Annotated in this window: 22 protein-coding genes; 11 read left to right on the forward strand and 11 right to left on the reverse strand. The window is 38.8% G+C overall.

What is annotated here, in order from left to right:
* The 3 genes from BT999_RS00010 to BT999_RS00020 all read right to left on the reverse strand — a co-directional run.
* Nucleotides 1–183 (reverse strand): hypothetical protein (locus BT999_RS00010; protein WP_425429651.1); only part of this gene is annotated, 183 nt, incomplete at its 3' end.
* A gap of 479 nt (nt 184–662) precedes the next feature.
* Nucleotides 663–1,175 (reverse strand): permease, encoded by a 513-nt coding sequence (locus tag BT999_RS00015; RefSeq protein WP_218587500.1) that lies wholly within the window; start codon nt 1,173–1,175, stop codon nt 663–665.
* Nucleotides 1,172–1,648, reverse strand: coding sequence for a permease (locus BT999_RS00020; RefSeq protein WP_072695249.1), 477 nt, complete (start codon nt 1,646–1,648; stop codon nt 1,172–1,174). Before BT999_RS00020 ends, BT999_RS00015 begins: the two co-directional genes overlap by 4 nt.
* Nucleotides 1,649–1,916: 268 nt before the next feature.
* On the opposite strand from BT999_RS00020, the gene BT999_RS00025 reads away from it, so the two are divergent.
* From BT999_RS00025 to BT999_RS00050, 6 genes are read left to right on the forward strand one after another with little or no spacing between them, the layout of a single operon-like run.
* Nucleotides 1,917–2,336: a DUF134 domain-containing protein gene (locus BT999_RS00025; protein WP_072695251.1), complete on the forward strand. Its 420-nt coding sequence runs from the start codon at nt 1,917–1,919 to the stop codon at nt 2,334–2,336.
* Nucleotides 2,314–2,667: a NifB/NifX family molybdenum-iron cluster-binding protein gene (locus tag BT999_RS00030; RefSeq protein WP_072695252.1), complete on the forward strand. Its 354-nt coding sequence runs from the start codon at nt 2,314–2,316 to the stop codon at nt 2,665–2,667. The genes BT999_RS00025 and BT999_RS00030 overlap by 23 nt, the downstream gene beginning before the upstream one ends.
* A gap of 3 nt (nt 2,668–2,670) precedes the next feature.
* Nucleotides 2,671–3,573 (forward strand): 4Fe-4S binding protein, encoded by a 903-nt coding sequence (locus BT999_RS00035; protein WP_072695254.1) that lies wholly within the window; start codon nt 2,671–2,673, stop codon nt 3,571–3,573.
* Nucleotides 3,566–4,462 carry an ATP-binding protein gene (locus BT999_RS00040; RefSeq protein ID WP_072695256.1) on the forward strand — a complete coding sequence of 299 codons (897 nt, stop codon included), beginning with the start codon at nt 3,566–3,568 and terminating at the stop codon, nt 4,460–4,462. The genes BT999_RS00035 and BT999_RS00040 overlap by 8 nt, the downstream gene beginning before the upstream one ends.
* A 30-nt stretch (nt 4,463–4,492) precedes the next feature.
* On the forward strand, nt 4,493–4,870 hold the full coding sequence (locus BT999_RS00045; protein ID WP_072695258.1) for a NifB/NifX family molybdenum-iron cluster-binding protein: 378 nt from the start codon (nt 4,493–4,495) through the stop codon (nt 4,868–4,870).
* A gap of 3 nt (nt 4,871–4,873) precedes the next feature.
* The gene (locus BT999_RS00050; RefSeq protein ID WP_072695260.1) at nt 4,874–5,287 is read left to right on the forward strand and encodes a hypothetical protein; all 414 of its coding nucleotides are present in this window, start codon (nt 4,874–4,876) and stop codon (nt 5,285–5,287) included.
* Between the two features lie 305 nt (nt 5,288–5,592).
* On the opposite strand, the gene BT999_RS00055 is transcribed toward BT999_RS00050, so the two are convergent.
* The 8 genes from BT999_RS00055 to BT999_RS00090 all read right to left on the reverse strand — a co-directional run bounded on the left by BT999_RS00055 (nt 5,593) and on the right by BT999_RS00090 (nt 13,514).
* Nucleotides 5,593–6,909 (reverse strand): SLC13 family permease, encoded by a 1,317-nt coding sequence (locus BT999_RS00055; RefSeq protein ID WP_072695262.1) that lies wholly within the window; start codon nt 6,907–6,909, stop codon nt 5,593–5,595.
* Between the two features lie 280 nt (nt 6,910–7,189).
* Complete coding sequence (locus BT999_RS00060; protein WP_072695264.1) at nt 7,190–7,735, reverse strand: Fe-S-containing hydro-lyase; 546 nt, start codon at nt 7,733–7,735, stop codon at nt 7,190–7,192.
* Complete coding sequence (locus tag BT999_RS00065; protein WP_072695266.1) at nt 7,735–8,574, reverse strand: fumarate hydratase; 840 nt, start codon at nt 8,572–8,574, stop codon at nt 7,735–7,737. Before BT999_RS00065 ends, BT999_RS00060 begins: the two co-directional genes overlap by 1 nt.
* A 12-nt stretch (nt 8,575–8,586) precedes the next feature.
* The gene (locus BT999_RS00070) at nt 8,587–9,375 is read right to left on the reverse strand and encodes a fumarate reductase iron-sulfur subunit (protein WP_072695268.1); all 789 of its coding nucleotides are present in this window, start codon (nt 9,373–9,375) and stop codon (nt 8,587–8,589) included.
* A gap of 66 nt (nt 9,376–9,441) precedes the next feature.
* The gene (locus BT999_RS00075; protein WP_072695270.1) at nt 9,442–11,310 is read right to left on the reverse strand and encodes a fumarate reductase flavoprotein subunit; all 1,869 of its coding nucleotides are present in this window, start codon (nt 11,308–11,310) and stop codon (nt 9,442–9,444) included.
* Between the two features lie 13 nt (nt 11,311–11,323).
* Nucleotides 11,324–11,977 (reverse strand): succinate dehydrogenase/fumarate reductase transmembrane subunit, encoded by a 654-nt coding sequence (locus BT999_RS00080; protein WP_072695272.1) that lies wholly within the window; start codon nt 11,975–11,977, stop codon nt 11,324–11,326.
* A gap of 377 nt (nt 11,978–12,354) precedes the next feature.
* On the reverse strand, nt 12,355–12,936 hold the full coding sequence (locus BT999_RS00085) for a DNA-3-methyladenine glycosylase I (RefSeq protein WP_072695274.1): 582 nt from the start codon (nt 12,934–12,936) through the stop codon (nt 12,355–12,357).
* Between the two features lie 29 nt (nt 12,937–12,965).
* Nucleotides 12,966–13,514, reverse strand: a complete 549-nt coding sequence (locus tag BT999_RS00090; protein WP_245790969.1) for a nitroreductase family protein — start codon at nt 13,512–13,514, stop codon at nt 12,966–12,968.
* 176 nt (nt 13,515–13,690) lie between these two features.
* On the opposite strand from BT999_RS00090, the gene BT999_RS00095 reads away from it, so the two are divergent.
* The 5 genes from BT999_RS00095 to BT999_RS00115 all read left to right on the forward strand — a co-directional run bounded on the left by BT999_RS00095 (nt 13,691) and on the right by BT999_RS00115 (nt 19,964).
* On the forward strand, nt 13,691–16,402 hold the full coding sequence (locus BT999_RS00095; protein WP_084650516.1) for a tetratricopeptide repeat-containing diguanylate cyclase: 2,712 nt from the start codon (nt 13,691–13,693) through the stop codon (nt 16,400–16,402).
* 169 nt (nt 16,403–16,571) lie between these two features.
* Nucleotides 16,572–17,471 carry an aldo/keto reductase gene (locus BT999_RS00100; protein WP_072695276.1) on the forward strand — a complete coding sequence of 300 codons (900 nt, stop codon included), beginning with the start codon at nt 16,572–16,574 and terminating at the stop codon, nt 17,469–17,471.
* A gap of 4 nt (nt 17,472–17,475) precedes the next feature.
* On the forward strand, nt 17,476–18,783 hold the full coding sequence (locus tag BT999_RS00105; protein WP_072695278.1) for an aminotransferase class III-fold pyridoxal phosphate-dependent enzyme: 1,308 nt from the start codon (nt 17,476–17,478) through the stop codon (nt 18,781–18,783).
* 43 nt (nt 18,784–18,826) lie between these two features.
* A complete protein-coding gene (locus BT999_RS00110; protein ID WP_072695280.1) occupies nt 18,827–19,423 on the forward strand; it encodes an SMI1/KNR4 family protein in 597 nt (198 codons plus the stop codon).
* A gap of 31 nt (nt 19,424–19,454) precedes the next feature.
* Nucleotides 19,455–19,964 (forward strand): hypothetical protein, encoded by a 510-nt coding sequence (locus BT999_RS00115; protein WP_072695283.1) that lies wholly within the window; start codon nt 19,455–19,457, stop codon nt 19,962–19,964.
* Nucleotides 19,965–20,181 lie beyond the last annotated feature (217 nt).

Genomic DNA, 20,181 nt, shown 5'->3' on the forward strand with positions numbered 1-20,181 from the left:
AGGACTTGCACGCAATGGTATATTTTTTATGCTTCTCCAAAAACTATCCTTGATACGCAGTTGCTTGCTGCCACAATGCGGGCAAACAGCCTGTCCCATCCAAGAAACTTGTAATACCACGGGTTTGGCGGAAACAACATTTTCTATTGTAAATTCTGGCAAACCGATTAGAATTCTTTCCACAGGGCGATCTCCTTTCTTTGGTCGGAATCGCGTTTTGCCCTGTTAGGCATACCGCTTTATGGCAGTATGTCTTTTTTATTAGATTTTTTCTACCTGCCCCCGTCTTTGAGGGAGAGCCGTTATGTACAATAGTTGCAAAGAGGCTTCCTTCAGAATACTCTTCAAAAAGCCCGAATAAGGAAAATTTAATTGCCTGTAAAATGAGTAGTTTTGCTTAAGACGCTTTATGTGATGCAGGCAGAGTATAAAACGATGATAAAAGCACGCAAACGGAGTTTTGCAATGGTCTTTATTAGAATGAAATAGAGTATTATTGCTCCTTGAGCAAAATTCTTGAGCAAGATGTCTGTCGCCATTTAGCATTCGTTATGTAGATTTGTGTTTTTGTGAAAGTAAAAAAATCTAAGTATAAAAGCTAATTAAAGCGTTTTGTATTTAGATTTTATGAAGATAAAAAGTAAAATGCCAAATCTTGTTGTTTAGCCGATATGCTCCAATTTTTCATTTTTTAACAGAAAAGCAATTACAACAATACCAACAATATTCAATAATAAACGTAAAAGAGTAAAATTAATACCGAGGCTTGCCGATTCAAAAAGAAGCAAGGGGAGTTTTGTGGTTGACCATGCTCCTATGAAAATAAAAATATTGAATAATGTTGAACCTTTATCTTTTAATATTCCGGCAACAGGAAAGGCAGCATATAAAGGCCCTGCGGCAGCGGAACCCAGAATAAAAGCGAGTAGTGAGCCTCTTATACCTGATCCTTGCCCCATATATTTCACCATTGTTTCTTTGGGTACCCAAACATCAAGCAACCCCAAAAGAATAAAAATAGGCGGTACAATTGCCAACATTTCTAAGGTGTTTTCTTTGGTGATTGCAAAAATACGTTCGCCGGTTTGGGGTTTTATAAAGCCAACAGCAATGCTTACAACAAGAAGTATGATGGCAAATTTATACCTGTTTAGAATGGATATTATGGTTTTCACATTATTGCTCCGATAATCAGTGATGAAATAACTGCATAAATAAAGGCAAAAAGATTACGTTTCATAGCGATATTTTTTCCAAAAAATTTTATTTCTAAAGGTAGGGTTACAATTCCGACCATCATTAAAGTTGTTACAAACATGGCTATTTGCCCGTATCCCGCACCGGCAGACAAAAGCGAAGCCGCCAAAGGAAAAGCGATAAAGCCGGGAATCAGCGTAATCGAACCCACAATGGCGGCAATCACCATGCCTTTAAATCCTGATTCTTGCCCAAGTAAAAGAGAAATGGTTTTTGCATCAATGATTGCTAAAATAAAACCTATTATGAGAAGTATGAATAAAAATTGTGGTAAGATATTTTCAAAAGATTTCCATGATTTTTTTAGAGCGACTTGAGTTTTTTCTTTGTTTTTTGAATAAGATAAAACTAATGAACCTAATGCAATACAGTATAAAATAATAGTAAACATAAAGTTTTTAATGCCTTTTGGTGTTTTGTTTTTTATAAATATTATTGACATATGTCATAAAAAAATTATAAAAGATTAATGACATATGTCAATAACTAAAACTTTCAATATGATTCATTTTAGTAAAATAACTTGGCATGAATGTGTTTATTTTTTTCAAGAACGATGTTTTTATGATAACTAGTTTGTTTTTGGTTATATTTATCGATTTTAATTGGATTAAAAGATATTAATTAGTATATTTGTCGTTTTATTGTGGAGTGTTTTTATGTCCAGACCCAAAAAATGGAGAAAGGTTTGTTGTTTGCCTGAACTGACTCGTTTTGGTCCTTTGGGTTTAGTGGCGAATGCAGGCTGTATTTTAAAGATGAGCGTTGAAGAATATGAATCTATTCGCTTAATTGACCTTGAGGGAATGACTCAAGAAGAGTGTGCGGAAAACATGCACATTGCTCGCACGACAGTTCAGGGAATTTATAACTCGGCAAGAAAAAAGATTGCCGAATCTTTAGTAAATGGAAAATCTTTACAAATTGAAGGTGGTCAATATAAATTATGCAATGGGGGGAAAGGTGAAGCTTGTTGCAACGGCGGTTGCAGGAAACATCAACAAAAACGCCCCTGTGAGCAAGGTTTTGAGACATTAAACGAAGGAGAAGGAAAAAATGAAAATAGCTGTTTCGAGTGAAGGACCTACTTTAACTGATTTGGTTGACCCACGTTTTGGACGAGCCGGCGGTTTTATCGTCTTTGATACTGTAAGCAATGCAGTAAGTTATATTGATAATGGAAGTTCTCAGGCAAAAGCCAGAGGTGCGGGAATTGAAAGTGCCGAACGTATGGCGGAAGCCGGTGTGAGTGTTGTGCTTAGTGGTTATGTCGGGCCTAAGGCGTTTGAAGCCCTTATGCTTGCCGATATAAAAATTTGTCAAAACCTAGACGGAATGACCACAGGTGAAGCCATTAAAAATTTTCAAGATGGAAAGGTTCCGTTTGCCGATGCTTCCAATAAGGAATAAAATATGAAGTTAGCTGTTGCCAGTGGGAAGGGCGGTGCCGGAAAAACCATGGTTAGTGCCGCATTGGCGATGGTTTGGGAAAGACCTTGCGTGGTGGTTGACGCCGACGTAGAAGCCCCCAATCTCCACTTGTTTTTATCGCCAGAAATGAAAGAGAGCGAGCCGGTCTATCTTGAAGTTCCCGTATTAAATAAAGAGCTTTGCACTTTATGCGGAGCTTGTCGCAAGCTTTGTAAGTTTGGAGCTATTGCTAAGCTTGGATCTTCTCTCAATATCTTTCCAGATTTGTGTCATGGTTGTGGCGGATGTTTTGAAGTTTGTCCCGAACTTGCTTTTTCTGTTGGACAAAGAGAACTTGGAACTTTAGAAACAGGCACAATACTTTCGGGTAAAAATCTTTTTATTATGGGGCGTTCAAGAATTGGGGAATCTATGACTCCGCCTTTGTTGCGAGCCGTTTATGAACATACCAATCAGCTTTTGAAAACTTATGCTCAAAAAGATGGGGAACTAGACGTTATTATAGATTCTCCCCCCGGTGTTAGTTGCCCTGCCGTTACTGTCGCACGAGATGCGGATATACTTTTATTGGTTGTTGAACCGACGCCTTTTGGTTTTTATGATTTTAAGTTGGCACATCAGGCTTTTCAGAACCTCAATAAGCCAATCGGAATCGTCATGAACAGAGTGGGTATACAAGGTAATGAGCATGGGGAAAAGCTTGTGCGAGAATATTGCTTGGAATACTGCTTGCCGATTTTTATGGAATTGCCGTTTGAACGAGGTGTTGCGGAAGCTTATTCGCAAGGTGTGGTTATTTCTACTCTTTCTTTTGAGTGGAACAAGCGTTTTGTTGTTTTAGCCGAGGCGTTACAGCGTTTTGCAAAAGGGGGGACTCATGTATGAAATTGTTATTATAAGTGGTAAGGGAGGAACGGGAAAGACCTCTGTGGCGACCAGTTTTGCCCACCTACTTGATAGAGGTGTAATTTGCGACCTTGACGTTGATGCCCCTGATTTACATATTATTCTTGAACCAAAAAATGAATTGCATACCGAATTTATTTCAGGCTATGAGGCGGAACTTTCTCAGGAAACCTGTAGCCTTTGCGGGCTTTGTTATGATAAATGTAAGTTTGGTGCTGTCATCAAAACCCATGAGAATAGCTTTAAAATCGACTCGCTACGCTGTGAGGGGTGTGGCGTTTGTGCTGAACTTTGTCCAACAAAAGCAATTAAATTGACTGAAAAAAAATCAGGTGATTGGTATTATAGCAAGAGCCGTTTTGGTCCTTTTATTCATGCCTTGCTTTTACCCGGTCAGGAAAACTCTGGGCGTTTGGTTTCGCTTTTAAAACAAAAATCAAGAGAATATGCCAAAAAAGAAAAGCTCGACTTTATTCTCTATGATGGTTCACCCGGAATAGGTTGCCCCGTAATAAGCTCAATATCTGGTGCTGATTTGGTTGTGGCGGTTGTTGAACCCTCTCCCTCCGGGCGACATGATTTTGTGCGTGTGGCTGATTTGTGTGAACACTTTGGCATTCCTGTTGTCGTCTTGATTAATAAAGCAGATATAAACAGTTCCGAAACTCAGGCTCTTAAAACTTTTTGTAAAGAGCGAAAATATAAAGTTATCGCCGAACTACCTTTTTCCCATGATGTAACTATGGCTATGGTAAAAAAACGTGCAATTACTGAAACCGAATCTCCTTTAGGCAAAATTTTGATTTCTGCTTGGAACGAGGTGAAAGAGATTGCGTTCTCTAAATCGAAAAAAATCAATAAACTGTAACTTATTAAACTAGTAAAAAGGAGAATAAACATGAATAATCTTAGAATAGCAATTCCTTCAAATAATCCCGGTGGTCTTGATGCGGGTATGGGTATGCACTTTGGACATTGTGATATTTATACTATTGTTGATATTGAAGGCGGAGCTGTGAAAACTGTTTCTACTTTGGAAAACGTACCCCATGTTCAGGGCGGTTGTTTGGCTCCGGTTCAACATTTAGCCTCTCACAACGTTAAAGCGTTATTGGCTGGCGGAATGGGAATGCGTCCGCTTATGGGTTTTCGCCAGGTGGGTATTGATGCGTACTTTGCCGGCTCTTTTGCAACAGTAGGTCAGGCGGTTCAGGCATTCATTGACGGTAAATTACCGGCTTTTTCAACTGAATTCACCTGTGGTGGCGGAAAATAAGTTATGAAGGTTTTAATTGTTACTAAGCGATTGGAGTTTTGGGAAGGGGTTCAAGATGACTTTTCAAAATATACTTTAACTATGGGTTTTGTTTCGACAATTAAAAATGCCTTAGAATTTGTTAAAGCAACTCCGCCTGTTTTGATTATTTTGGATCAGGTTTTTTCAGATATTCCAAATTTATCCGAAACGGAAAACGAAAAAGCTCTACGTGGAACTTTGACTGATATTTTAATGATTAATGCGATGATACATAGTGTTGTGGTTACTGACATGGACAAAGAAATTTTTCATGAATTAACCGAAGGACTTGGCATTTTATTAGCTCTACCTGTTAAATTGAATCAAACCGAGCTTCAAAAGTTGTTTGACGCTTTGTCTGAAGTGCAAGTTTTGACTCAAAGTAGTAATAAATAAAATAGCTTATGTGTATTGAGACTATTGCACAATAGGCTCAAAGTGGCTTTCGTCAGAAAAACACTCCAAAAACCCTCGAAACAAAGGAAAATTTAATTTCCCTGTAAAATTAGTGGGTTTTGTGATTTAAGATGTTTTATGCTATTTGCATACAGGGCATAAAACGATGACAAAAGTACGCAAAAAGTAGCTTTGCAATGTTTTGTATTGCGTTATATTAAAAATTTCGTGCTAGCTTAATAATAAAAAGGTTACATTTTTTTATGTAACCTTTTTTTATAACTTTTTATTAATGTTTGTTATTTTTATTGAGCTACTATAGGGGCAACAATATTAAACGGCCAAATAATTGGAATTAATATGGAACATAATATGAAATATATAAAAACCAGCGGACCGCCGACTTTTACATAATCCATAAATCTATAGTTTCCTGCTCCTAAAACCAGTGTGTTTGGCGGAGTTCCGATAGGAGTAGCAAAAGCACAGGAAGCCGCAATGGCAATAGCCATAATAACTCCGTGTGGTGATGCCCCGATTCCTTTTGCGATAGATATTCCAATCGGGCACAATAAAGCAGCCGAAGCGGTATTTGACATAAATTGTGTCAGTATGGCACTTAATAAAAATAGAATTGCAGTTAGTGCATAAGGAGAGGGATTTCCGCCCATTAAACTTATTACACCGTCTGCAATCATTTTACCCGCACCGCTTTTATCAAGGGCAGTCGCAACAGGCATCATTCCTGCAAAAAGGAAGATCGTTACCCAATCAATGCCGCGGTAAGCTTCTTTTTCTTTAAGACAACCGGTTAGAACAAGGAAAATAGCTCCGGCAACAGCAGCCATTTCTAAAGGGATTCTCTTTATATCAAGAGCCATAACGACAACAACAGCTAAAAGAGTAAGCCCGGTGATCCACATTTTTTTAGGGTCATTTGATGTGGGTTTGGCGTCTGCGGTTAAGTCGCCGGCTTCTGCGGCGGCTTCTGCGTTACCTTCTGTTTTGGGTAATAACTTGTTTCCGATAAACATCATGTAAAGCATACCCACAATGGTTATAGGAATGCCTATCAAGGCAAATTCAAAAAAGCCAAACGGTGCTAATGCCGCACCTTTTAATGCTCCGTTGGCAATAATATTAGGTGGAGTTCCGACGAGTGTGATTGTTCCGCCAAAACCTGCGGCAAAAGCAAGAGGCATTAATTGTCTTGATGCCGGAATTTTAGCAACAGAACAAATACCGATAATAACAGGCATTAAAGCCGCGGTTGTCCCTGTGTTGGAAGAAATGGAAGATAAAACGGCGGCGATGAGCATAGTTCCAAACATCAAGCTTTTTTCGCTAGTTCCAAAGCTTTTAACGGCAAATACACCGACTTTTTGAGCCAAGCCCGTGTGGAACATTGCCGCACCGATAACAAACATACCGGCGAAAAGTACGACAGTTGAATTAGAAAGTCCGGAAAAAACAGTTGATGCCGGAATAATTCCTAAAAGACCTAAAGTAATAGCACCTCCCATCGCAGTGATGGTTAGAGGAACAAGCTCGGTTACAAATAAAATAGCCATAATCCCAAGTACGATTAATGTCATAACCGCAGGAGAGCAAATATCTTCCATAAAACAACCTCTTTTTAGATTAGTGTGAAGTAAAATACATATGTTTCTAATCATTAATCAAACCACAAAAATAACTAGTTTGATTTTTTAACTTTTTAATATGAGCCATATTTTAAAGTTAGTGTTTTTGGGCGTAAGGTTGATTTGTTCTTTTTACCTCCAGAGTTTAAGTATATTAAAAACAGTGAGTTTTTTTATAACTGACTTTTTCAAGAGAGTGAATTATAAAGCCAGTTTGACCTATATACTCTTCTCACTGTTTTTATGTTTATTTAATATGTTAAAATTCAAAGTTTGGTTTTACATAAAGTTCACCACCAACAGAATCGTTAATCACCAAAAGAGGAAAGTCTTTTACTGTTAATTTTCTGACGGCTTCTGCTCCAAGGTCTTCATACGCGATAACCTCTGAGGCGGTGATACATTTTGAAATCAACGCTCCTGCTCCGCCTGTTGCTCCAAGATAAACGCCGGTATATTTTTTCATTGCGTCTATAACGGGTGGAGTGCGTTTCCCTTTACCTATACTTGCCCCTAAGCCCAAACTATAAAGTTTGGGAGCATAAGCGTCCATGCGGTAAGAGGTGGTTGGTCCGGCTGAACCTATAGCAAAACCTTTTGGTGCAGGGGTTGGCCCCATATAATAGATAGCGGCTCCTTCAAGCTCAAAAGGTGGTTTTTGTCCTTTTTCAAGGGCGTCTATAATGCGTTTATGGGCTGCGTCTCGTGCCGAATAGATTATTCCGCTTAATAAAACCAAATCTCCGCTTCTAAGTAAGGCAAGATCTTTTTTTTGCAATGGTGTGGTTAAGTGATAAGTTGCCATTAGAAGGTTACCTCCCCGTGTCTTGAAGAGTGGCATTGTACATTAATCGCAACAGGTAAACTGGCAATATGACAAGGCATAACTTCTATTTTAACACCCAGACAGGTGGTTTTTCCGCCTAAACCCATAGGTCCTGTTCCAAGTGCGTTAATTGCTTCAAACAACTCTTGTTCCAAAGCGGCAACAGCAGGGTCGGGGTGTGGAGTATCAAGCGAGCGAAAAAGGGCTTTTTTAGCCAAGCCTGAAACGATATCAAAGGTTCCGCCTATTCCGACACCAACAATCGTAGGGGGGCAAGGGTTTGGTCCGGCTTCTGCCATACGGCGTACGACAAAGTCTTTTATCCCTGCCCAACCTTGAGATGGGGTAAGCATGGTGGTTCGGCTCATATTTTCCGAACCTCCGCCTTTTGCCATATAGCGAATACTGAGTTTATTTCCGGGAACAATTTCGGTGTGAATCATCGCCGGAGTATTATTGCCTGTATTTTTACGAGTAAAAGGGTCGCAAACGGATTTTCTTAAACAGCCTTTATCATAAGCTTCTATGGTCGCTTGGTTAAGAACTTCTTTAAGACTGCCCCCTTCAATATGAATGTCTTCACCATATTCGACAAAAAATACGGAAACGCCACAGTCTTGACATAACGCTAAACCACTTTCTTTTGCGTAATCAGCATTTTCAAGGAGTTGGCGGAATATTTCTTGGGCAACCGGAGTTGTTTCGTCTTTTTGTGCTTTTACAAAAGCCCTGCGAATATCATCGCGTAAGATACGATTACAATCTAAAATCATATCAACAACGGCTTTGTGTATTTCTTTTGCTTTAATATTTTTCATATAATAACCTTATTATTTATGCTTGTCTTGACAGCCGCACTTTTTTTCCATCTTATTTAAGATACTGCGAGGAATAATATTTTTTACGGAATGTAAAGCAAGCATTCTTCTCATTATACCTAATTGGTCTTGAAGCGGAAGTTTTTTAGGACAAACATCTTCACAACCAAGTAAGCCCATACAACCAAATACGCCTTGATCGTTTCCGATCAGTTCGTAAAAATCTTGGACATCACGATTATCACGAGGGTCAAGACAAAAGCGAGCCATACGGTTAATTGTTGTTGCACCCATAAAATCTTCACGCATTCTGGCTGTTCCGCAGGCAGCAATACAACAGCCACACTCTATACAGCGGTCAAGCTCAAAAATCTGTACGGCAAGCTCATTTTCCATGCGGTCTTCTTGAGCATTTTCGTCAAAAGTTTTGTTGTTGTGTATCCACGATTCGATACGAGTTCCAACATTACGAAACCATGATCCGGTATCGACGGAAAGATCGCCGACAAGTTTAAATACCGGAAGCGGGTGTAAAACAATATGATCGGGGAGGTCTCTTGTTTGAGTGCAACAGGCAAGCCCGGGGCGACCGTTTATTACCATTCCGCAAGAACCACAGATACCCGCCCTGCAACAAAAGTCGAACTGTAAAGTCGGATCTTGAGTTTCACGAATTTGCATTAGTGCGACAAAAAGAGTCATGCTTGGGTGTTCTTCTAAGTGATATGTCTGCATGTGTGGGGTACTGGCAGGGTCTAACGGGTTATAGCGTAATACTTCAATGCGTAGTTTGCGTCCCATATTTTCTCCGTATATAAAAAATGTTTTATCGGTGTTATTTTTGTATATAAACTACAGAAAAGTCGCTTAGACCTTTAGCTCTGCGTTGCCGAATGGTTTAATTTGTTCAGCGGGAATTTTGGCTTCAATAATTTTTCCACCACCATACCCTCTGTCTCCCGGAGGAATTTCAAAATAAGGAGTAGCCGGCTCATAAGTTAAAGTTGGAAGCGTATCTCCTTCTTTCCAAGTCGCAAGTGTACGGTTAAGCCATTTTTCGTCGTTACGCTCAGGATAATCTTCACGAGAATGAGCCCCACGGCTTTCGGTACGCATTAACGCCCCGTAGGCAGTACATAAACCAAGTTTAATCATGCCACGAATACGCAACGCCATTGAAAGCTCGGGGTTAAAACCGATATTATTCCCGACAAGAGCGATTTTTTCAGAGCGTTGTAACAACTCTTGAAGTTCATCAACAGCGGTTTGAAGGTCTTTTGCGTTACGGAAAATTCCAACGTTGTCCATCATGGTTTTATGAAGCTGAGAACGCAACTCGTAGCAATTTTCTTTCCCTTTGCGTCCGTGAACCATATTATTGATACGCTCTTCAACTTGTTTGTAAGTAGAGTTGACCATAGCGGTATTAAAAGTAGTTTCGTTGCCTTGTAAATATTCTACTACTTTTTTACCGATAATACGACCGGCAACAATGGTTTCGGCGAGAGAGTTTCCACCAAGACGGTTAAAGCCGTGCATATCCCAACAGGCGGCTTCTCCGGCTGAGAATAAGCCTTTTAAGCCATAAGAGGCACCGTCTTTATTGGTACGCACTCCGCCCATGCTATAGTGGTGGGTCGGGCGAACGGGAATAAGCTGATGAATAGGGTTAACGCCTAAGAATTTTGTGGAAATGTCATAAACTTCACGCAAGTTAGTGGTAATATGTTTTTCACCAAGATGACGAATATCTAACCAAAGATGTTCACCATATGGACTTTGTACTCCAAAACCTTTACGCATATGTTCAACCATACGACGAGAAACAACGTCTCTTGAGGCGAGTTCGGCTTTTTCTGGTTCATAATCAGGCATAAAACGATATTCGTTTACGTCTAATAAAGTTCCGCCGTCTCCGCGACAACCTTCGGTTACTAAAATATCGGTCGGAACTGTTCCGGTTGGGTGAAACTGTACGGCTTCCATATTTCCCAGAGCAACGACACTGGTATCAAGAGCGGTTATTTGCCCGCCTCCATCACAAATTATGGCGTTGGTGGTTGCCGGATAGATACGACCGTAACCGCCTGTTGCGATTAGGGTTACTTTTGCCAAATATGCCATAAGCTCGCCCGTACGCAAACAACGCACGATACAGCCCAAACATTTTTCACCGTCATGAATCAAAGCTTCGGCTTGAGTGCGGTCATGGACTTCAACGCCAAGTTGTAAAAGGCGATTGTCTAGAGTAAATAAAACTGAGTGTCCTGTTCCGTCTGAGGTGTAACAGGTACGCCATTTTGCAGTACCTCCAAAGGCACGGGAGTGGATTAAACCGCGTTTTTCTTCTTTTTCGGTGGCTTCAAAGGGTTTTCCGCCTTTATAATAGGTATGAACACCCGGAACAACCCTACTCCAAGGAACGCCCATCCACGCCATTTCACGCATGGCGATAGGGGCAGTATTGGCGAAAAGTCTGGCGACTTCTTGGTCGCAACCCCAGTCAGAACCTTTAACCGTATCGGTAAAGTGAATATCGGGGCTATCGCCTTCGCTCATTGCTGAGTTTCCGAGAGCCGCCTGCATACCGCCCATTGCAGCGGAAGAGTGAGAGCGTTTTGGTGGTACAACAGAAAGGCAAATAGCGTTAAATCCTGCTTGAGCGGCTTCTATAGCGACGCGTTCACCGGCAAGACCTGCTCCCATACATAATAAATCTGTTTGAAATATACGCATTATTTGTTGCCTCCTAGTTTGGGATTGTGATGAAGTGAAAACGTATTATTGTAAGCAACCCAAGACCAATATAGGCAGCCAGAAGAATATATATGCGTTTTTGCCAAACAGCTCTGTTTTCGGCTGTAATATAGCCATATTTAACACATACGCGAAATAGACCGAGAGATAAATGAATGCCGACAGCCGTTAAAAGAACAATATAAAAAGGAGTCCAACCGTGTTGTTCACGTAAAGCACTTTTTTCTACGGTAATAGGTAAGGTTGAAAGGATTTCACTCATATGAATGATGCTGAAAACCAAGACTATAATGGCGGAAATTACTTGTGCGAACCATTCCCACGTGTATTGATGACGCATACTTTTTGCGTGTTCCCAATAAACTTTAAGACCACCGGTTAAAAAAGGCATTTTACGAGCAGCCAAAATAAAGTGGAAAATTACGAGTAAAAGAATAATTGGTCCAAAAACTTGTGCCAAATAAAGCTCTTCCAATATCCAACCGATTCCGCCCATAAGCCTAGGGCTTATAATAACCGTACTGGTTAAGATAAGGTGGATAATCGTAAAAACAGCCAAAACAACGCCGGAAAGTGCCTGCATTACATCAAGACGACCCGGAAGGGTTGTTTTTCCAAGACTTTTTAGAGTAACAAAACTCTCCATAAACACTCCTTAAAGGCTAAATGTATTATCTTTTTGTTAATAAACAAAAAAATTAAGATAACATTTCATATCATTCATAATATGAATAATATAAACACATTAATCACACTTTGACAAAGAGAATGATGTAAACCAAAATGATATAAGAATACTTATTTTTTAAATAAAGAATATTTTTGGAGAATATAAAAATGGAGTGAGTGAACGTTTTGTTTGTCTAAAAGATACAATGTATAAATATAGAGGGTTAAGTGAAGTACGAGTTTAATGAGATTGTACAATAAAATCTATATATTGCGTTCAGTAAGATATTTTATGCAAGTGATGGTAAGATGTCAATAATTAATTAAGGGCTATAGATAGTATTCTTTTTATTATTATTTAAAGTTCTTAATAGTTTCGTAACGAAAACAAGAGGTTAAATGATCATTCACCAAACCCGTTGCTTGCATGTGGGCATAAATTGTTGTTGAACCCAAAAACTTAAAGCCTTTTTGTTTAAGGTCTTTGGCGATCAAATCTGATAATTGAGTTTTTGCGGGAAGTTCCGTTATTTCTTTCCAGCTATTGCAAATTGGTTTTCCATCAACAAAATCCCAGATATATTTAGAAAACTTTCCGTATTTTGCGACAATTTCTAAGAAACAACGTGCGTTATTGATAGAAGCTTCGATTTTCTTGCGATTTCTTACAATACTGGGGTCTTGTAAGAGGCTTTCTACGTCTTGTTCTGTAAATTCTGCTACAATTTCAGGTTTAAAGTTATGATAACATTTTTTATAGCCCGCTCTTTTATTTAAAATAGTTGACCATGATAAACCGGCTTGAGCAGATTCAAGCACTAAAAATTCAAATTGTTTTTGGTCGTCTCTACAGGGAACGCCCCATTCTTCGTCGTGATAAATAGTTTCTGTTTGGGTTTTTATAGACCAAGGGCAACGTATGAGAGTGTCTGACATCGAGCATTCCTAATAATTTATTTAATATATTATTTTTTTCTAAAATCTTCTAACATAAAATGTTCAAGTGGCTTGCGTTCCAAACTACCTTTTTGATCAGGGTAACCAAGGGCAATTAGCCCCATAAATTCATAAGGTTCCGGGTTTACGCCCATTGCCTTAACAGGTTCGTCGCCGTAATTAATAATCTCGCCAAGCCAAACACCACCAAGACCTAAAGAATGAATTGCCAACAACATATTTTGCATGGCGGCACCGGCGACTTGGTGGTCTTTTATGGTGTTATAACAAGCGTCTTTTTCTAAAAAGATAGCAATATTTGCTTTTGCGTCTTTGATGATGTGTCCATATTTTGATAATGCTGCCAAGGCTTCTAGGCGTTTGTCGCCTTTATGTAAAACTAAAAAACGCCAAGGTTGGTTATTTAATCCGCTTGGGGTTAAACGCCCGGCTTCTAAAATAAGCTCAAGCTGTTCATTACTGATAGCTTCATCGGTATAACGGCGAATAGAGCGTCGTTCCGCTATACATTTTAGAATAGGATTATCGAACATTTTTTTATTTACTTTGTTTGACATAATAAAAAGCTCACTTTTTTATTGTATAATGATTTTTGTGCTAATGACTTTTAAGAGAAGTTTTATTGGTTTAAACTTGAAGTTTTTTATAAAAGTCTATTGTCTAAAAAAAATCTACCGATAGTCTAAAGACAGCTTTTATAAAATCAACCTCGCTTAATTTTTAGGATTACAAAATGAATAATCAAGACAAAAACGAACAAAACGTTGGCAATAAAAATAACAAATTAGTTGATAACGCACAAGACAATTCCAACGCAAACCTTAAACAGACGGAAAAAAAGGAAAACAATAATACTTTTTTTTCTGATTTAAGTCGTAAAGATTTAGTAAATTTTGAACCTAGATTAAGAGAAGCTTTGCGTAATATTCTTAAGTTTGAACAGGGACTTTTATATTTTCCTCGTTTAAATGCGATAAAAGAAACGCAGTATAAACCTGAGTATCTTGAAGAAGAACAAACCTTATTGTTTCCTTTATATAATTTAAACAATGAATTGCTTGCCTTGTTTAGTGCTAAAGGGGTTGAGGCTCTTTTTGCTAAAGCGTTATTGCCTATTATGCCAAATATAACTAGGCTTTGTATTGAAAATTTATCTTTATATAAACAGATTATTTCTGACCCCTTAACAGGTTTAGCCACAAAAGAACATTTTTTGGCTACTGTTGCCTCTGAGCTGGAATTGTTAAGGGAAGGTTTACGTTCGTGGGCTTTGTTTGATAAAGAAAATACGCAAAATAAGTTGAACAATGCCGGCGAGGCAAAGCGTAGTGCTTTATTAAGCGGAACTACTCCTTGTTGTTTTAGTATTTTATCGGTAAAATTAAGTAATTTTAATCTGTTATTAAATAAATATGGGCAAGAATTTACCAATGAAATGTTGGTTGCCCTTGCGAAAGGTTTAGAAAAATGTATTGGCGGAAAAGGTTTAATCGGGCGTAGTTCCGAGCGTGGATTTGCAATCTTTTTGCCCCAACTTATGCCAAAACAGGCAAAAAAAATTGCCCTTGAGTTAGTTCATTGTTTAGCAGGTGTCGGTGTTTACAATGAACTTATGGCGACTCAGGTTTTAGCTGAAATCTCTTTGGGTTTAAGTGCGTGTCCGCAAGATATTGGCAATGTTGCCAACGCTTCTTTTTCTAAGGAAAAGACTCTGAAAACTTTGTCTCGTGCTGAAACTTTAAATTATGATCATGCAAAATTATTGCTTTTTAAAGCGGAACAAGCGGCTTTAACCGCAGATGAACTGCCCGTGAGTGCTTTGTGGCCTCCGCAATATTATTCAGACTCGCAAACAGAAGACGAAGGGGGCAATAACTCTAAAGCTTCGGCTCATATTATGAGTTATTCTCGCATATTATACGAAGGTGGAAAAATAACAGAACTTTTACCTTTAGCCAGAGTAAAAATAAACCTTGGACACAATTTTAAGGTTATGGAAGGTATGCGTTTTGCGGTTTGGGGAATAAGTTCAGGTGTGATTAGTTCTAATGCGGAAGTTTTTTATAAAGGCGAACTTTCGGTAATCAGTGTAAAATCAGATTACGCCCTCGCCGAATTGCATAGTTTAACTGACCCGACTTTTAGTTTAAATGTGGGCGATCGTTTAACCCTACTTCAAGAGTTTACTCCTAGCAATTCATTACAAAATACTCACTCTGACGAGCGTGATAGTTTAACCGGTTTATTGCGTTATTCTGATTTTATTAATGTTTGGAGCGAAGAAAGAGAGAAACATGCTAATTTTCATTTAGCTTTATTGCGTTTAGCCCATAACTCTGAGCTACGTTTTAATTTATTAGAAAATGATATCAATGAATTAACTGATGAATTAAGCAATCAAAACAATGTTGTTCTTAACTCTGATCAAAAATTAGCTTATTTAGTAGAGCTTTGTCATAAAAAGTTTGGAGCTAAGTTAATTGGTGGGCGTTATGGTTTAAATAGCATAATCTTTTTTCATACTGAGAAAAATACTGAGGAAATCGCCAGTTTGTATGCTGAAATAAATAATGAATTTGAAGATGACCTTGTGATGAACAGCTCTTTGGCTGTTGGGATAGTTCCGCATCCTTTTTTAAATTTTCGTTCAGCCGATGCTTTGGCAAATTGTCATAAGGCGTTGGAATATGCTTTATTATTGCCGAGTCCGCAAGTTGGGGTGTTAGATTCGCTCGCTTTAAATATTAGCGCCGATAAAAAGATGAGCATGGGTGATTCTTTTGAAGCATTGGAAGAATATAAACTTGCTATTTTAGCCGATGAAGATAATATTTTGGCGTGGAATTCCATGGCGGTTTGTTTAGCTGAATTAGGGCGAACAGAAGAGGCACGCCGTTATTTTGAAGAAGTTTTAAAACGAAACCCCAACGAGTTGGAAGCTCACTATAACTTAGCACAGGTCTTTCAAAAACTCGGCGAAATTAAAGCGGCTCAAAAACATTATGAAGCCTGTATAAAACTAGAACAAGAACATCTCTTTGCTTATGTGCGTTTAGGTCAAATAGCCGAACAACTCGGAGCCAACAATGATGCACGCAATTTATATGAACAAGCTTTAAGTTTAGTTGGCGGAGAAGCAATAATCAGTCGCCAACTCGCTCGCCTTTGCATAAAAGAAGAGAAAATAACAGAGGCTCGCTCATTTCTTTATAAAGCCTTGGAACATAACCCTCAAGATGCTATTGCTCGTTACCTACTTGCTGACCTTTACTTACAAGGTGGTGAAGACCCGGAACTAGCCGAAAGCCAAGCAAGACAGGCGATTATGGTAAACCCAAAACTAAAACAAGCTTGGATAGTTTTGGCAAAAGCCTTGACGGCGGGCGGTAAAAAAGAACAAGCTAACGAAGCCATGTATAATGCCGATTTGGCGGGACGTAATTAATATTTTGCAGTGAATAATTAAATGAGTTAGATTGATTTTTTTATGATAATGTTTATTGTTTTTTTAAGTATTTTTAAGCGAAGAAACTCTTTAACCAAACTATCTTGCTTATACTTTTTATTGAGCGTTAACAAACTCTTAACAATAAACAAACTAAAATATCAAAATTATGAATGCACAAACTTCTCGTTTAGTTTTAGGTACTGTTCAACTGGGAATGAATTATGGGCTTAACAATCAAAGTGGTCAGCCCGACATAAAAAAAGCCGAAGAAATTATTCATGCGGCTTATGCGGGTGGGGTAACTTGTTTTGACACTGCCCAAGCTTATGGAAACAGTGAAAGTGTTTTAGGTCTTTGTTTAAATAAGCTAGGTTATAGCGATAAAGTTAAGGTTATTTCTAAGCCTTCGCCTGATTTTCAAGGTAAACCGGGAGATTTAAGCACAGCATTGGCTTATTCTTTATCTGAGTTAGGCATAAAAAAACTAGAAGCGTTTTTGTTGCATCGTGAAGAACATCTGAACTTATTAAGTTTAGAACAGATAAAAGAAGGTCAAGTTTTATTACAAAATGGTCTGCTTAAAGGCTTTGGAGTTTCAGTTTATACCCCAAGTGTCGCTTTAACAGCCTTAAAACACCCTTTGATTTCCGCTTTACAAATCCCTGCGAGCGTTTTCGACCACCGTTTTAATCAGGCCGGTGTTTTTAACATAGCTAAATCATTAAATAAACGCATTTATATTCGCTCCGCTTTTTTACAAGGCGTAGTGTGTATGGATTTAGATAAAATTCCGCCGTTTTTATCCTCTCTAAAACCCGCCTTAGAAGCATATCAAAAATTATGTGTTGAATGTGGATTAAGCAGAACAGGACTGGCTTTATCTTGGCTTTTACAAGTATATCCCAACGCTTATGTTCTTTTTGGAGCAGAAACTCCGGAACAAGTAGAAGAAAATTTAGCTTCTTTAGCGTCAACCCCCTTGCCAGTTGATGTAGTTGAGCGTATAGCGAAATTATTCCCTGAACAAGGTGAAAATATTCTTAACCCCGCCCTATGGCAAAGATAAATATATGACTATTAATAAATCTATGGCAGCTCAAGAGCACGCCAAAAAAACTATCCCGGGTATGACACAACTTTTATCTAAACGTCCGGACTTATTTAGCTATGGTGTTTGGCCGGGCTATTATAGCAAGGCAAAAGGTGCTAAAGTTTGGGATTTAGACGGTAATGAATATCTTGATATGAGCATAGCAGGTATTGGTGCTAACGTTTTAGGTTATGCTGATGATGAGATTGATGACGCTGTTTGTTCCGCCATTCGCAAAGGCGTTTCCAGCACTTTAAACTGCCCCGAAGAATTAGAACTCGCCGACCTTTTATGCGAGATTCACCCTTGGGCAAAAATGGTGCGTTATACTCGCTCAGGTGGCGAAGCCATGACTTTGGCTGTGCGTATTGCCAGAGCGCATACTAAACGTAGCGTAGTAGCTTTTTGTGGTTATCATGGTTGGCATGATTGGTATTTAGCCGCTAACGTGGGTACTGATAACGCATTAGGTGAGCATCTTATCCCTGGGCTTGAGCCGGCTGGTGTGCCTGTTGAACTAGCGGGAACAGCTCTTCCTTTTTATGTAAATGATTTAGAAAGTTTAAAAAATATTGCTGAAAAAAGTAAAGATAAACTAGCCGCCATAGTAATGGAACCAGTGCGTAATATTTATCCTACCCCTGAATTTTTAGCTGCCGTACAAAAACTAGCTAAAGATACTGGTGCGGTTTTGATTGTTGATGAGATTTCTGCCGGTTTAAGAATAAATACGGGTGGGGCTCATTTAACTTTTGATAACTTTACCCCTGATATTGCTGTGTTTTCAAAAGCTTTGGGTAATGGCTACGCTATTTCTGCGGTTATTGGTAACGCTGATGTAATGCAGTCCGCTCAAAAAACTTTTATTAGTAGCACAAACTGGACAGAAAAAGTTGGTCCAACTGCCGCCCTCGCCACTTTAAGAAAACATGCGAGAGTGAATGCGGGTGTGCGTTTAGTTGAGTTAGGTAGAACTGTTCAAGCTGGTTGGTCAAAACTCGCTGAAAAACATGGCTTATCTTTACATGTCGGAGGTTTAGAGCCTCTGAGTCATTTTAGTTTTGATGAAAATCCTTTAGAAACCAAGGCATATTTTATTCAGCTTATGCTTGATAAAGGCTTTCTCGCTTCTAATCTTTATTATGCTATGTTTGCACATAGCGATGCTGATGTTGAGTCATATTTACATGCTTGTGATCAGGCTTTTAAAACTATATCCGAAACCAAAGATATTAAAGCTGTTTTAAGGGGTGCTCCGTCTGGCGCCGGCTTTAAACGTATTTCGTAAAGCTTAGATGGCTTTACACTTTTAAAATACAGGTAGGTATTTTTTGAAAAATACACAATTTAAAGACTTGCAAGAGTCAGGCATTACTTTTGCTCCTGCAGCCGTTCCAATTACTGTACATGATATTCAGGAATTTGAGTCGCACATTAACGCAAAATTGCCAGATTGTTACAGAGATTATTTGCTTTATTCTAACGGAAAGCGTTTTAACTTAAACGTATCTCCCAATGATAAATTTAGGTATAATGCTCCGGTAGAGTGGCCTGTAGGGCACCCGCTGTATAGAGACGATTACAAAGTGCGATTAGACTATATGCTGGGCATTGACCATAGTTTAACAGAAGAAGACAGTATGATTGTAACGACCCTACAATGGCGCTATGATCTTATGTCTGGTGCATGGCCAAAGAATACTATTGCGATAGCGGTTGATCCAGGTAATGACCTTATATTACTGGGTGTGGGTGAGGAGAATTATGATCAGGTTCTTTTTCTAACCTATGAAAAACTTGATGCACGACTTTACGAGGAAAATGAGGGTTCACTGCTTATAGCGTACCACGGCAAAGTAGCGAATAGCTTCTATGATTTTATAAAATCACTGGAACTTGCACCTCCTATTTCTTCATATCAAAGGTAAAACTTCATTTTTTGTTTTAGGTAAATATGCAATGATTCACATATCTGAGAGCCAACTTACTGATTTTCATAATAGTGAGATTGAGCAAGCTATTACAGAATTGCAGGGAAAGATATTGGAAGACTTCCCTTGGGCACACGAGGCTTACTCCCCGTTGCAGCTTCGCATAGACATTAAATATGCCATTATGAGAGCGGTCATTGCCAATGAACTTGTGGAACCATATGATATTGAAGCATATGTTGACTTAATGTTCCGAATTTCGCCAGACTTTGACCAAACACCAGAATTGCATAAGCTGATTTTTGATAAAACCCTTACTCCCCATGAGCGTTGGGATAGTCTTATCTTAGACCCGCAGTACAAACCTATATTGGAACGATTGGCAGACATCGACAACATGGCAACAAGCCGCCCAGAAAAATATGGGAATATAGCGAAAGCTTACCCCCTCACTTACAATTTGTCAGGATTTCAGAAGCTATATGCCCGCTTACGCAAAACAGCATATCATTTTTTAGAAGATGGAGAAGACCTTTAACCGCTTGCTTACTTATTTGATGTATGAATTAACAATAAAGTATTTCGTAAAGCTTAGAATAAAAAACAAAAACCGCCGGATAATGACTAGTAAACAACTTAAGTTATTATTTGGCGGTTTTTTTGTTGATTAAACAGAATCAAGACCATTGCAAAACTCCGTTTTGCGTTCTTTTGTCATCATTTTATGCTCTGTATACACATAGCATAAAACGTCT

It is taken from the genome of Desulfovibrio litoralis DSM 11393 (assembly GCF_900143255.1).
GTDB lineage: Bacteria > Desulfobacterota > Desulfovibrionia > Desulfovibrionales > Desulfovibrionaceae > Frigididesulfovibrio_A > Frigididesulfovibrio_A litoralis.

Excerpts from the sequence above, each read along its gene's own strand:
- BT999_RS00020 (WP_072695249.1), bottom strand. The coding sequence starts at position 1,648 with ATGTTTACTATTATTTTATACTGTATTGCATTAGGTTCATTAGTTTTA.
- BT999_RS00025 (WP_072695251.1), top strand. The coding sequence starts at position 1,917 with ATGTCCAGACCCAAAAAATGGAGAAAGGTTTGTTGTTTGCCTGAACTG.
- BT999_RS00030 (WP_072695252.1), top strand. The coding sequence starts at position 2,314 with ATGAAAATAGCTGTTTCGAGTGAAGGACCTACTTTAACTGATTTGGTT.
- BT999_RS00035 (WP_072695254.1), top strand. The coding sequence starts at position 2,671 with ATGAAGTTAGCTGTTGCCAGTGGGAAGGGCGGTGCCGGAAAAACCATG.
- BT999_RS00040 (WP_072695256.1), top strand. The coding sequence starts at position 3,566 with ATGTATGAAATTGTTATTATAAGTGGTAAGGGAGGAACGGGAAAGACC.
- BT999_RS00045 (WP_072695258.1), top strand. The coding sequence starts at position 4,493 with ATGAATAATCTTAGAATAGCAATTCCTTCAAATAATCCCGGTGGTCTT.
- BT999_RS00050 (WP_072695260.1), top strand. The coding sequence starts at position 4,874 with ATGAAGGTTTTAATTGTTACTAAGCGATTGGAGTTTTGGGAAGGGGTT.
- BT999_RS00055 (WP_072695262.1), bottom strand. The coding sequence starts at position 6,909 with ATGGAAGATATTTGCTCTCCTGCGGTTATGACATTAATCGTACTTGGG.
- BT999_RS00060 (WP_072695264.1), bottom strand. The coding sequence starts at position 7,735 with ATGGCAACTTATCACTTAACCACACCATTGCAAAAAAAAGATCTTGCC.
- BT999_RS00065 (WP_072695266.1), bottom strand. The coding sequence starts at position 8,574 with ATGAAAAATATTAAAGCAAAAGAAATACACAAAGCCGTTGTTGATATG.
- BT999_RS00070 (WP_072695268.1), bottom strand. The coding sequence starts at position 9,375 with ATGGGACGCAAACTACGCATTGAAGTATTACGCTATAACCCGTTAGAC.
- BT999_RS00075 (WP_072695270.1), bottom strand. The coding sequence starts at position 11,310 with ATGCGTATATTTCAAACAGATTTATTATGTATGGGAGCAGGTCTTGCC.
- BT999_RS00080 (WP_072695272.1), bottom strand. The coding sequence starts at position 11,977 with ATGGAGAGTTTTGTTACTCTAAAAAGTCTTGGAAAAACAACCCTTCCG.
- BT999_RS00085 (WP_072695274.1), bottom strand. The coding sequence starts at position 12,936 with ATGTCAGACACTCTCATACGTTGCCCTTGGTCTATAAAAACCCAAACA.
- BT999_RS00090 (WP_245790969.1), bottom strand. The coding sequence starts at position 13,514 with ATGTCAAACAAAGTAAATAAAAAAATGTTCGATAATCCTATTCTAAAA.
- BT999_RS00095 (WP_084650516.1), top strand. The coding sequence starts at position 13,691 with ATGAATAATCAAGACAAAAACGAACAAAACGTTGGCAATAAAAATAAC.
- BT999_RS00100 (WP_072695276.1), top strand. The coding sequence starts at position 16,572 with ATGAATGCACAAACTTCTCGTTTAGTTTTAGGTACTGTTCAACTGGGA.
- BT999_RS00105 (WP_072695278.1), top strand. The coding sequence starts at position 17,476 with ATGACTATTAATAAATCTATGGCAGCTCAAGAGCACGCCAAAAAAACT.
- BT999_RS00115 (WP_072695283.1), top strand. The coding sequence starts at position 19,455 with ATGATTCACATATCTGAGAGCCAACTTACTGATTTTCATAATAGTGAG.